9 protein-coding genes are annotated in these 12,188 nt (G+C 46.0%); 6 read left to right on the top strand and 3 right to left on the bottom strand.

The window, feature by feature from the left end; all coding sequences use genetic code 11:
- Nucleotides 1-173 precede the first annotated feature (173 nt).
- On the top strand, nucleotides 174-2,126 hold the full coding sequence (locus ABDW16_RS14635; RefSeq protein WP_343670664.1) for a tetratricopeptide repeat protein: 1,953 nt from the start codon (nucleotides 174-176) through the stop codon (nucleotides 2,124-2,126).
- Nucleotides 2,127-2,144: 18 nt separating this feature from the next.
- Nucleotides 2,145-2,909 (top strand): LytTR family DNA-binding domain-containing protein, encoded by a 765-nt coding sequence (locus tag ABDW16_RS14640; RefSeq protein WP_343670665.1) that lies wholly within the window; start codon nucleotides 2,145-2,147, stop codon nucleotides 2,907-2,909.
- 192 nt (nucleotides 2,910-3,101) lie between these two features.
- On the opposite strand, the gene ABDW16_RS14645 is transcribed toward ABDW16_RS14640, so the two are convergent.
- The gene (locus tag ABDW16_RS14645; protein WP_343670666.1) at nucleotides 3,102-4,328 is read right to left on the bottom strand and encodes a 4-hydroxy-3-methylbut-2-enyl diphosphate reductase; all 1,227 of its coding nucleotides are present in this window, start codon (nucleotides 4,326-4,328) and stop codon (nucleotides 3,102-3,104) included.
- 69 nt (nucleotides 4,329-4,397) lie between these two features.
- The gene (locus ABDW16_RS14650) at nucleotides 4,398-5,282 is read right to left on the bottom strand and encodes a rhomboid family intramembrane serine protease (protein ID WP_343670667.1); all 885 of its coding nucleotides are present in this window, start codon (nucleotides 5,280-5,282) and stop codon (nucleotides 4,398-4,400) included.
- 255 nt (nucleotides 5,283-5,537) lie between these two features.
- Here ABDW16_RS14650 and rpsA point away from each other — a divergent pair, with 255 nt between their 5' ends.
- On the top strand, nucleotides 5,538-7,433 hold the full coding sequence (gene rpsA, locus ABDW16_RS14655; protein WP_343670668.1) for a 30S ribosomal protein S1: 1,896 nt from the start codon (nucleotides 5,538-5,540) through the stop codon (nucleotides 7,431-7,433).
- Nucleotides 7,434-7,521: 88 nt separating this feature from the next.
- On the opposite strand, the gene hxpB is transcribed toward rpsA, so the two are convergent.
- Nucleotides 7,522-8,175 carry a hexitol phosphatase HxpB gene (gene hxpB, locus ABDW16_RS14660; protein WP_343670669.1) on the bottom strand — a complete coding sequence of 218 codons (654 nt, stop codon included), beginning with the start codon at nucleotides 8,173-8,175 and terminating at the stop codon, nucleotides 7,522-7,524.
- 246 nt (nucleotides 8,176-8,421) lie between these two features.
- Between hxpB and ABDW16_RS14665 the strand changes: the two genes are divergently transcribed.
- The 3 genes from ABDW16_RS14665 (at nucleotide 8,422) to ABDW16_RS14675 (ending at nucleotide 12,003) form a co-directional block, all read left to right on the top strand.
- A complete protein-coding gene (locus ABDW16_RS14665; protein ID WP_343670671.1) occupies nucleotides 8,422-10,539 on the top strand; it encodes a nitrite reductase in 2,118 nt (705 codons plus the stop codon).
- Between the two features lie 83 nt (nucleotides 10,540-10,622).
- Nucleotides 10,623-11,399: a uroporphyrinogen-III C-methyltransferase gene (gene cobA / locus ABDW16_RS14670; RefSeq protein WP_343670672.1), complete on the top strand. Its 777-nt coding sequence runs from the start codon at nucleotides 10,623-10,625 to the stop codon at nucleotides 11,397-11,399.
- Nucleotides 11,400-11,421: 22 nt separating this feature from the next.
- Nucleotides 11,422-12,003 (top strand): bifunctional precorrin-2 dehydrogenase/sirohydrochlorin ferrochelatase, encoded by a 582-nt coding sequence (locus tag ABDW16_RS14675; protein WP_343670673.1) that lies wholly within the window; start codon nucleotides 11,422-11,424, stop codon nucleotides 12,001-12,003.
- Nucleotides 12,004-12,188: the final 185 nt, after the last annotated feature.

A 12,188-nucleotide genomic window follows, 5' to 3' on the forward strand; every position in this document is an offset into this window, starting at 1 on the left:
CACCCGGGCATTTTTGTGCACCGGTATTAGTAAAAACTTAATGTGGGACGGGCAGCTTTGCCTGCCAGGTCCCATGTTTTCAGTAGGTGTATTCGGTTAATAGGAAGAAGGGGCGAATTCTTTCGCCCTTTCGCTTTTTGTAATTAACTTGTGCCTATTACCCTGGCTGTCGCATGTCGAAAAAAATACCTTACGTATTACTCTTTTTGATCCTGGGGATTAAAGCGGACATTTCATTTGCACAGGATTCTTCCCTCATTTACAGCACACTTGATTCTGCCCGGAACCTCCGCGGAGATACCACTAAGATCAATTGGCTGTTAGACAAAGGGAAAACCTTCAGTCGCTTTTTTGACAAACGCAAAACCGAAAACCCCTTTTTCCAGGAAGCTGTCACCCTTGCCCAACACCTGAAAATTGCAAGGGCGTTGTTTCACGTCTACAATGAAATTGGTACCGCAAAAAGGAATATCTCCGAATATATCCTCGCCGCGGATTACCACGAGAAGGCTATCAAATATGCCGATGAAACCAAAGACGACCACCTGCGCGCCATAGCCCGCAACAATACCGGCGTGGATTACCGCCGTATGGACAAACCCCAGAAGGCATTCGAGTATCACTTCAAAGCACTTCAACTGGCTGAAAAAGTGAACGATGTACGTAACATTTGTGTTGCAATTAATAGTATTGGTAATATCAACCTCTCCACCGAAAAATACCAGGATGCCATCAGTCATTTCAACAAAGCCCTCGTGCTGGAACGGGAAAACAAAAACAACCTGGGAGTAGCCATTAACCTGGGCAACCTGGGATACGCTTACCAGGCCCTCGGCAAACTGGACCTGGCCATTGACTATTACAAAAAGTCGCTGGCTGTGAACATGCAACTGGACAATGCCATGGGCAAAGCTATTTGCTACAATGCACTGGGTGATGCCTACAAGGAAAAGAAAGACTATACGCAGGCCCTCGAATCGCTGAACAAAGCCCTGGAAGTGGAAGTAGGGGTAGACGATAAAGTGCACATTGCCGAGAGCTACCTGAACATCGGTAAGTGTTTCAGCCTGATGGGCAAACATGACGATGCCCGCAAATACTTCCAGAAATCCATCAACCTGAGCCAGCACTGGCGCTTCAACTACCTGTTGCAGGAAGCCTACAAGGCCCTGGCAGCAGATTATAAAGCCAGTGGCGATTTCCGCCGCTCCCTTGAAAGTGCTGATACGTCTCTTATATACAAAGACAGCATCCTGGATGAAAAAGCCGCCCTGGAACTAGCCCAGATGCAGGCCATCTATGAGGTAGACCGCAAGGATAACCAGATCAAAATGCTGGAACATGATAAGCAACTGAATGAACTTCGTACCCGGCGCAATGTTGTATATATGTTGTCTATCAGTGGCTTCCTGGTCATGCTGGCCGTGGGCGGGTTCTTTTACATCCGGCACCGTAACCTGGAAACAAAGAAACAGACCTTGCAACTGGAACTGCGTTCCCTGCGTGCCCAGATGAACCCTCATTTTATCTTTAACTCACTCAGTTCCATTCACCGTTTCATCTGGAGCAATAACCAGGAGGAAGCTTCTGACTACCTGACTAAGTTCTCAAGATTGATGCGGATGATCCTGGACAACACCCAGTATACCTTCATTTCTCTCAACAAGGAACTGGAATCGCTCCGTTTATACCTGGACCTTGAACAATTGCGCTGTAATAATATCTTTGAGTACAAAATCACGGTGGCAGACGACATTAATGAAGAAGAAGTGATGATTCCACCTATGATCATTCAGCCCTATGTAGAAAATGCTATCTGGCATGGCCTGGTACATAAATCCGGGAAAGGCTTACTGGAAATTGCAGTATCCCTGAGCGACCGGACCCTCACATGCCAGGTTACCGACAATGGGATAGGGCGTAAAAAAGCGATGGAAATCAAAGAAAAGAAGGGACAGACACACCGTAGCATGGGCATGAAAGTAACAGAGGGCAGGATAGACCTGATCCGAAAAATCAACAATACCAAAGAAGCCACAGTAAGCATTACAGACCTTGAGGACAACGATGGCAAGGCAACAGGAACAATGGTCACACTTGTGTTGCCTGTAGAATTTATATTTTAAACCCTGGATTTTTAAAGCATGAGCGAAATTAAAGCGATTATCGTAGACGATGAACAGCATTGTATTGATGCCCTGCAAACAATGCTGGCGAAAAAGTGTCCGGAGGTAACAGTGCTGGGAGGTGTCAATAGTGTAAAAGCAGCGAAAGAACTGATTGACGAAGTGCAACCCGATGTGGTATTCCTGGATGTGGAAATGCCCCACCAGAACGGGTTTGAACTATTGAAACTCTTCGATAAAATCAATTTCGACATCATATTCACCACCGCTTACGAGCAGTATGCCCTGAAGGCAATCAAGTTCAATGCACTCGATTACCTGCTCAAACCATTCAGTGTGAAAGAACTGCAGGATGCGGTACAGAAATGCATAAGCCGGAAAGGCATGCAGCAACCTGAATCCGGCAATTCTCCGCTGGATGTGTTCCTGCAAAACATGAAAACTTTGCACCAGACGCATAAGAAAATCGCCCTGCCCACTATTAACGGATTGGTTTTTATGCCGGTACAAAACATAGTGCGATGTGAGTCGACCGGCAACTATACCCGGATCTTTTTTACAGACAAAAAGAACCTGATGGTGTCGAGACCATTGAAGGAGTTTGAAGAATTACTGACGGATGTAGACTTCTTCAGGGTGCATAATTCTCACCTGATAAATTTGCAACAGATGCAATCGTATATACAGGGTGAAGGCGGCTTTGCATTGATGAGTGACGGCACGCAGGTGGAAGTTTCGAGAAGGCGAAAAGCTGATTTTCTAAAAAAAGCGATGCAATTCTGAACCAGATTTAATGCGTTTTACGCCACTTACCCGGAATAGGATACCGGATAATAAATGTGATTTGTCAGCAGGAGCGGAAGAGATTATTTTTGATTCAGGTTTAAACTAATTACGATATAAAACTTTTTTTCTCTGCATTACTAGCATTGATTAGCCCCAAAGAAAAAAGACACCACCCTGGTGTCTTTTTTACTATTTGTAATTTTCAATGACCTGTTCTATTTGCTGCTCCAGGCCGTAAAACGATAACAACCTCCTTATTACCGCTTCGACCAGGGCATCGGGACAGCTTGCCCCACTCGTCATCATCACTGTCACCACATCTTTCTCAGGCAAAAATACATTACTGTTTAATTCCTGTTTATGATGGAAATCATAGTGCCTGATTTTATTCTTCGAAATCATCTGATCGTCAGCAGCTATGAAGTAGGTAGGTAGTTTTTCCTCGCACAGTTCTACCAGGTGAGAGGTGTTTGAGCTGTTATAGCCGCCTACTACAATCGCCAGGTCTGCCTGTTCTTCCAGTAACCCGGTCACGGCACTCTGGTTATCGTTGGTAGCATAGCACAGGGTATCCCGGGTATCGGCAAAGCGTTCTCCAACATTTTCAGGGGTCAGGGCGTACCTGTCCATGATGACGTTCTTAATATAATCAGCAATTCCCTGGGTTTCAGTGGCCAGCATAGTGGTTTGGTTCACTACGCCTACGCGCTGCAGGTCCTTTACCACATCAAATCCTTCTGAATATTGCCCTTTGAATCGCTGATAAAATTCAGTGGCAGGTCGTTCGCCGGTAATGAACGCAGCCAGAACCTGGGCTTCCACCATATCTTTTACCACTACAGTCGGGGTATTGCTCCGGCTGTGAGAGAAGGTGGCCCGGGTTTCTTCGTGCCCCGGTTTACCATGTACAATCACGGTATAAGATTGCTGGCCAATCTGCTCTGCCTTGTTCCACACCCTTTCCACAAATGGGCAGGTGGTATTGTACTGTAAAGGTGCAATACCCAGGGAACGCAGTTTCGCTTCTATTTCCAGGGTAGTACCGAAGGCTGGAATGATAACAATATCTTCGGGGGTGAGCGTTTCCCATGGCACCAGCTGACGGCCGGCGGTATCCATGATGAACTGTACTCCTTTGGCCAGCAGGTCGTTGTTGACATGCGGGTTATGGATCATCTCACTGAGCAGGAAAATCCGTTTGCCGGGATTTTCTTCCACAGTTTTGAATGCTATCTCGATGGCATTTTCCACACCATAGCAAAAGCCAAAGTGGCGGGCCAGTAAAATCTTTAAAGGACCAAAGTCAAGAACAGTAGGCGTGAAGTCTTTTTTCATGCGATCCTGTTTCTTACGGCTGTTTTTAATAGCCGTAATGAGCGGACTCCGGTAGATGATAGGTACATTGAACGTTTTCATGTTGTCGACAAAGTTACACATTTTGATATGGAGCGGCCAAAATGTGTTTATGTGCGGGTAGCTTCCCTTTTATTCTTGGCTCATTTTATTCAGCCAGGCTTTTTCTTCAGGGCTCAGGCTTTCCAGGCCCTTGTCGTTAATTTTGTCAAGGAGCTGGTCGAGTCTGAGCTGTTTGTTTTCCTCAGGGTAATTTTTTACCACTTTGAGGGGCGATTTTTTAGGCTTGAAGGAGCGACGGGTGCGGCTTTGCATGGCTTCTACCCTTACCCGGCGGTTAAACATCCAGATGAGTGGCTGGCAAAGGTCTGTCCCGTTATCCAGCAGTTTGATATAAAGGAACCCGATGAGGGCACCACCCAGGTGAGCCACAATGCCGCCCATATTCCCTTGTCCGATAGAGAGTATGTCCAGTATCAGTACGGCGATTGCCAGCCATTTCAGGCGGATGGAGCCGAGGAAGAGGAGGCCTACTTCATAGTTCGGTATCTTGGTAGCACAGGCGATCAGTAAAGCCATGACAGAGGCGGAGGCGCCTATCAGGGTATAGTCAGTTGTCTTAACAATATTAAATACCAGCAGGTAAGCGAGACCTCCGATCAGGCCACCCAGCAGGTAGAGGGGGAGTACCCGGTGATTGCCCAGGAAAGAGCGGAATAAGTTGCCAAAGTAGTACAGGTTCAGCATGTTGAAGAATATATGAAATATTTCAACATGTGAGAACATATAGGTGACTAATCCCCATGGTTTGGTAATGAACACCGGGAGGAAAGAGTGTAAAGATGCCTCGTCATATATCGTATTGTAGACTCCGGCAGCAGCAGGCGAAAAGTTTGCAATCAACCGGGGTATATTCAGTACAAGGAAAACAACAATGTTCCAGAAAAGTAAGTGGTTAATCGTGTTTCCCTGTCTAAGCCAATAGCGTATATCTGATCTGAAAGAAGTTCCGTTCATACATGAAAATTAGTACAAAATCCGCATTCGTAAACTACAAATTTTAGCCTAAAAAATTGTGCCGGAATCAGCAGTCTATAAGGATGGAAGCGCGTACTGACATAGTTTCCGGAGGGAGCCTGCCACCAAAATCAGGATTAACGTGCTAAGAATTGAATTTTAACGCTTTTTTTGTGTAAGATGTAGTATCTTTGCCGTCCACTTAAACCTCGGAGTGTGAAAATTCCGGGAAAAACCATAGGTGGAATTCTAATTTTGGCAGAAAACAACATTACTAACGAACAAAACGCTGAACAACAGGCTCCTGCAGCTCAGGCCGCAGCAGCAACAGCGACAAAAAATGCACCTGTTGTAGCTACCGCTCACGACGATTTTGACTGGAGCGTAGACAAACGTAACGTATCTTCTTACAGCAAAGAAGAAAAAGCTAAGTACGACGAGACTTACGAAAACACCTTCAAGGTGATCGAAGAAAATGGTCTGCTCACCGGTACCGTGGTTGGTTTAACCAAAACCGATGCTGTGATCAACATTGGCTTCAAATCTGACGGTCTGATCTCTCTGAACGAATTCCGTGATATTCCGGGTCTGAAAGTAGGTGATGACGTAGAAGTATTAGTAGTAGAAAAAGAAGACCGCGATGGTAACCTGCACCTGAGCCGTAAACAAGCTCGCCAGCAACGTGCATGGGAAAAAATCGTGGAAGTGTACAAAACCGGCGAAGTTGTTACTGGTACTGTTACCAGCAAAACCAAAGGCGGCTTGATCGTAGACGTATATGGTATGGAAACCTTCCTGCCAGGTTCACAGATCGATGTGAAACCAGTTACCGATTACGATCAGTTTGTTAGCAAAACAATGGAGTTCAAAGTGGTTAAGGTTAACGAAGCCATCAGAAACGCAGTTGTTTCTCACAAAGCACTTATCGAAAGCGATATCGAGCAGCAGAGAGTGGATATCATCAGCAAACTGGAAAAAGGCCAGGTGCTGGAAGGTACCATCAAAAATATCACCGATTTCGGCGCATTCATCGACCTGGGTGGTCTGGATGGTCTGCTGTACATCACCGACATCAGCTGGGGCCGTATCTCTCACCCAAGCGAAGTACTCCAGATGGATCAGAAGATCAATGTGGTTGTACTGGACTTCGACGACGAGAAAAAACGTATCAGCCTCGGTTACAAACAACTCACTCCCCATCCTTGGGATACCTTACCAGCTCACATCACTGAAGGTGCGCGCGTGAAAGGTAAAGTAGTGAACATCGAAGACTACGGTGCATTCCTGGAAATTCTGCCTGGCGTAGAAGGTCTGGTACACGTATCTGAAATCTCATGGGCTTCTACTCCAATCAACGCTAAGGAATTCTTCAAATTAGGCGAAGAATACGAAGCAGTAGTAGTTACCCTGAGCAAGGAAGAACGCAAAATGTCCCTGTCTATCAAGCAACTGACCGAAGATCCTTGGGCTACTATCGAAACTAAATTCCCACTGGACAGCCGTCATAAAGGTATCGTGAAGAACATCACTCCTTATGGCGTGTTCGTAGAACTGGAAACTGGTATCGGTGGTATGATCCACATCTCCGACCTGTCATGGATCAAACGCTTCAACCACCCAAGTGAGTACACTAAGGTAGGTAGCGAGATCGAGGTAGTTATACTGGGTATCGATAAAGAAAACCGTAAACTGAGCCTTGGCCACAAACAGATCGAAGAAGATCCTTGGAATACTTTCGAAACTATCTTCCCGATCGGTTCCGTACACGAAGGTACTGTAGTGAAGAAAGATGAGAAAGGTGCTACCGTTCAGCTGCAATACGGCCTGGAAGCTTACGCTCCTGCCCGTCACCTGCGCACTGAAGATGAGAAACCAATCAGCGTTGAAGATGTGAAAGAATTCATGATCATTGAATTCGATCGTAGCGAAAAACGTATCCTGGTATCTCACACCAGAGTTTGGGAACAAGCTAAGAATGAAGAGAAAGAAGCTGTCGCTAAAGAAAAGAGAGCTGATGCTGACAAAACCCGTAAGGCTGTGAAAAATATCCAGAGCAAAGTAGAAAAAGCTACTTTAGGTGATCTGGGTGCACTGGCTGAACTGCGTGAGAAGCTGAAGAAAGACGAAGGCGACAAGAAAGATGGTGAATAATCATTTTTTAGGTTGTTGAAATAATAGGAGGCTGTTTCGAAGGAAACAGCCTCTTTTTTTTAACCTATGAATAAAGTGCCCCGGGCTTTTATAACTTCCCTAAAATATCATCATTAAAATCCTTCAAACTGTTCAGCTGCACATCTGCCAGCGCATACCGCTTATTATGCCTGTTATGCCCCTCAGGCACCGCTACCACCTTCATTCTTGCTGCCTTTGCCGCTGTCATACCCGTCACAGAATCTTCAAATGCAATACAATCCAATGCATTACTTCCCAATGCCTTAGCACAGGCCAGGTATACAGCCGGGTGCGGTTTACCATGCGATTCAAACTCAGCCGAAGAGATCGCCTGGAAACGATCTTTGATGCCAAAATGTGTGGTAGCCGCGTCAATCAGCCGCAAGGGAGAAGACGATGCCAGCCCCATCTTGAATTTCCGCTTTTCAAAAAAGTCCAGGATATATTCCAGCCCTTTCATGGGCTTGCCTTTATTGATAATCTTTTCAGTTACCGAATCAATAATCTCGTTCGTCACCTGCTCCGTCGATTTTCCCTTCCATTTGAAGTAGTTATGCCAGTAATCAACTACCTCCGCCGTACGCAGCCCCGTCGTGTGGCTGGCAAGTTCCATAGATAATTCCACCCCGACACTTGCAAATACCTCTCGCATTGCCTGTCCCCATAGTGGCTCTGAGTCTATTAATAACCCGTCCATGTCAAATATTACCGTATCGATCATATCTTATTTTTGTCAGATTGCCGGCGCAAAGATAATACAGGGAGTGTTTTCTTTTCTAATTTCTCTGGACCAGACACCCCTCATTATAACTTTTCATTATGACCCATAACTTTATTTTATGCAAAATTCTTTTGGTTTTCTGCTGTGGATGTATAACTTTGTATTAGTCTACTAAAATGATAGGAAATTAGGGAAGCTAATAAGGAAATATTCACACTATAATTTACCACCAAGAAAATTCATTATATGCAAGGGTTTAGAACAGAACTAGAAAATCCCGTCGTAGAGAAGGATATAATAGAACTGGATAAAAAGATCCGCCTGTTCCGCGAAGGACAGATTCCGGAAGAAAAGTTCCGTAGTCTGCGTCTGGCAAGGGGCATTTACGGACAACGTCAGGCTGGTGTACAGATGATTCGTATCAAATTGCCTTATGGTAAAATGACACTGGAACAATGGAAGAGAATTTCAGATGTGTCCGACGAGTACTCTACCGGGAACCTGCACCTGACTACCCGCCAGGATGTTCAGATCCACTTTGTAAGTCTTGAAAAAACCCCTGAGCTGTGGGCTAAACTGGATGCTGATGATATCACCATTCGCGAAGCCTGTGGCAACACGGTAAGAAATATCACGGCCTCTGATATAGCGGGGGTAGATCCGGATGAACCATTTGATGTAACGCCATATGCAGATGCAGCTTTCCGCTACTTCCTGCGCAATCCTATCTGTCAGGATATGGGGCGTAAATTCAAAATGTCTTTTTCCAGCAGTGACAAAGACACCGCCTGGGCTTTTATGCACGATATGGGTGCAATTCCTAAAGTGCGTATCGTAGACGGTAAAGAAGTGCGCGGATTTAAAGTACTGGTAGGTGGTGGCCTTGGTGCACAACCTATCCTTGCACAGGTAGCCTATGAATTCCTGGAAGCAGACAAGCTGATTCCATATATAGAGGCGGTATTGCGTGTATTTGACCGTCATGGAGAAAGAGCCAGCCGTCATAAGGCACGTATGAAGTTCCTCATTGCCAAGATTGGTTTTGAAGAATTTACCCGCCTGGTACAGGAAGAATTTACAGCGATCAAATCCAAGATCTATGAAGTGGATGCAGCAGCATGGCCTGAGGCCGAACTGGCTCCTGCCAATGCAGTCGTACCTGCATACACCATCAAAGATCCTCAGAAATATGAAGCCTGGAAAGCGACCAACACTTTCGTGCAAAAGCAGTCTGAATATTACGCTGCTTATGTACGCGTGCCATTGGGCAACATCAGTTCAGTGATCTCCCGCCAGCTGATAGAAGCCCTGCGCCCGGTGATAGCGAATGATGTACGTGTAACAGCGAACCAGGGTTTATTGCTCAAATATATTCAGCCGGCACACTTACCATATGTATTCAGTGCACTGGAAGCTGCAGGTTTTGCAGAACCAGGTTTCAACAGCATCGCAGATATTACTGCCTGCCCCGGTACTGATACCTGTAACCTGGCGATCTCCAGCAGCACCGGTATTTCTACCGCGCTGGAACTGGTAATCCAGGAAGAATTCCCGGCGCTGGTATATAATAAAGATATCAAGATCAAGATCAGTGGTTGTATGAATAGCTGTGGCCAGCATGGTATTGCGAGCATTGGTTTCCATGGTAGCTCTATGAAGAGTGGTGGTAAAGTACTCCCTGCCCTCCAGGTATTGCTGGGTGGCGGTATCGTAGGCGATGGCATAGGCCGTGTAGCAGACAAGGTGATCAAGGTGCCCAGTAAGCGTGGCCCCGAAGTACTGCGTACCCTGCTTCAGAACTATGCAGAGAATGCACAGGAAAACGAAAAGTTCAATGACTATTACGATCGTCAGGGCGAACGTTATTTCTACGACCTGCTGAAACCTTTGACAGACCTGGCTTCACTGATCGATGAAGACTTCATCGACTGGGGACAGGGCGACAAGTTTGCTACAGCCATCGGCGTGGGTGAGTGTGCAAGCGTAGTAATTGACCTGGTACAAACCCTGCTCTTTGAAGGTGAAGAGAAACTGGAATGGGGTAAAGTAGCACTGGATGCAAACCAGTATGCCGACAGCATTTACCATTCTTATTCCACTTTCGTACAGACAGCCAAAGCGCTGTTGCTGGGCGAAGGGGTAGCTTGTAACACACAGACAGGAGTGATTAACGACTTCGACAAACATTTCGTACAAACAGGCAAATGGACGATTGACGGCAGTTTCAATGACCTGGTATTACAGATCAACAAGAACGAGCCCTCTGAAGCATTTGCGAAAGCATATTATCAGCAGGCAACTGACTTTTATCAGCAGGCACAGGCACTGAGACAACAGGAAGCCGGAGCCATAGCTGCTGAGTAAGGATACCAACAGGTCCCTGTTTCAAAAGGGACCTGTTGATATATCGGTTGTGCGGCAACGATCAGATTTTAAATTAGTACACTATGCAGCAGATTACTCCAAAATTAACCCTGGTGGGCGCCGGCCCCGGAGATCCTGAGCTGATTACTGTAAAAGGTCTGAAGGCCATACAGAATGCAAGGGTCATCCTCTACGATGCATTGTCAAACAATGAACTGCTGGAACATGCACCTTGCAACTGCCTGAAACGTTTCGTAGGCAAGAGAGCGGGTATGCACGTGTACTCACAGGATGAGATCAATCGCATGATCGTGAAGTATGCCCTTACTTATGGCAGTGTGGTAAGACTCAAAGGCGGCGATTCATTTGTATTCGGCCGTGGGCAGGAGGAGTTGACCTTTGCCCGTCAGTTTAATATCGATACAGAAGTAGTGCCTGGGGTGACCAGTGCTATTTCCGTACCTGGTTTCAACAGTATCCCGGTTACCGCCCGCAATGTGAGCGAAGGCTTCTGGGTAGTAGCTGGTACCACGCAGGATGGTGATTTGTCACGCGACCTGGTGCATGCCATTCAGGCGGATACAACCGTGGTAATTCTGATGGGAATGAGTAAATTAGAGGAAATATCCGCAGCCTATGTGGCGCAGGGCAAAGGAAATGTACCTGCCGCTATCATTCAGAATGGTACATTGCCCACACAGAAGGTAGGAATCGGCATCGTTTCCGATCTGGCAAACATTGCTCGTCGGGAGGAGCTGAAAAACCCGGCCATTATAATAGTGGGGGAGGTAGTACGCTTCCATGAAACGTTCATAGCAGTGCAGGATAGAATAGCAGCAGAATTGAGAATAGCTGTGTAAATTTTATATTAAAGCGGTTCGTATGGAAGAGAATCATTTGTTTCCCGTATTCTTCAAGCTGCATCGTCTCCAGATATTAGTGGTAGGCGGTGGCAGCATCGGACTTGAAAAAGTAAGCGCCCTTCTTGATAATTGTCCGGACGCTAATGTGACTGTAGTAGCCACCTGGTTTCTGCCGGAGCTGGAAACACTGGTCAGAAAGGCACCGAATGTGACCCTGGTGCAAAAGGAATTTTCCTGTGGCGATATGTTTGGGAAAGACCTGGCCATAGCGGCTACCAGCGATCATGAGTTCAATTATTATGTATGGGAAAAGGCAAAATGTAGTAAAGTATTAGTGAATGTAGCTGATACCCCGGAACTGTGTGACTTTTACCTGGGTTCAGTAGTTCAGAAAGGCAACCTCAAGATAGCCATCTCCACCAACGGCAAATCTCCCACCATTGCCAAAAGACTCAAAGAGGTATTGCAGGAAGCATTACCGGGGTCGTTGAATGAAATTTTAGATAAACTCCAGCTGATCCGCGACAAGATCAAAGGTGATTTCTCAGAAAAAGTAAAACAACTCAACCAGATAACAGAGGTACTGGTTAAAAAAGACTAATTAATATTTTTTAAATATGAGTTTCCTTTAAAAAGGTAAAATGCCTTTTTTTAGCAACTTTTTTGTCTAAGTGGTTATATATCAGCATGCCGGCATAGGTCGAGCTATCGCTGCTGGAGTAAGACTGACCGTTAGCGATGATATTCCACAGACCGCTGCTGTTGATGCCGAAGGTCATGGTCGAG

This window comes from Chitinophaga sp. (assembly GCF_039596135.1).
Lineage (GTDB): Bacteria > Bacteroidota > Bacteroidia > Chitinophagales > Chitinophagaceae > Chitinophaga.

Coding starts and splice junctions, on each gene's coding strand:
- ABDW16_RS14635 (WP_343670664.1), top strand. CDS start 174: ATGTCGAAAAAAATACCTTACGTATTACTCTTTTTGATCCTGGGGATT.
- ABDW16_RS14640 (WP_343670665.1), top strand. CDS start 2,145: ATGAGCGAAATTAAAGCGATTATCGTAGACGATGAACAGCATTGTATT.
- ABDW16_RS14645 (WP_343670666.1), bottom strand. CDS start 4,328: ATGAAAACGTTCAATGTACCTATCATCTACCGGAGTCCGCTCATTACG.
- ABDW16_RS14650 (WP_343670667.1), bottom strand. CDS start 5,282: ATGAACGGAACTTCTTTCAGATCAGATATACGCTATTGGCTTAGACAG.
- hxpB (WP_343670669.1), bottom strand. CDS start 8,175: ATGATCGATACGGTAATATTTGACATGGACGGGTTATTAATAGACTCA.
- ABDW16_RS14665 (WP_343670671.1), top strand. CDS start 8,422: ATGCAAGGGTTTAGAACAGAACTAGAAAATCCCGTCGTAGAGAAGGAT.
- cobA (WP_343670672.1), top strand. CDS start 10,623: ATGCAGCAGATTACTCCAAAATTAACCCTGGTGGGCGCCGGCCCCGGA.
- ABDW16_RS14675 (WP_343670673.1), top strand. CDS start 11,422: ATGGAAGAGAATCATTTGTTTCCCGTATTCTTCAAGCTGCATCGTCTC.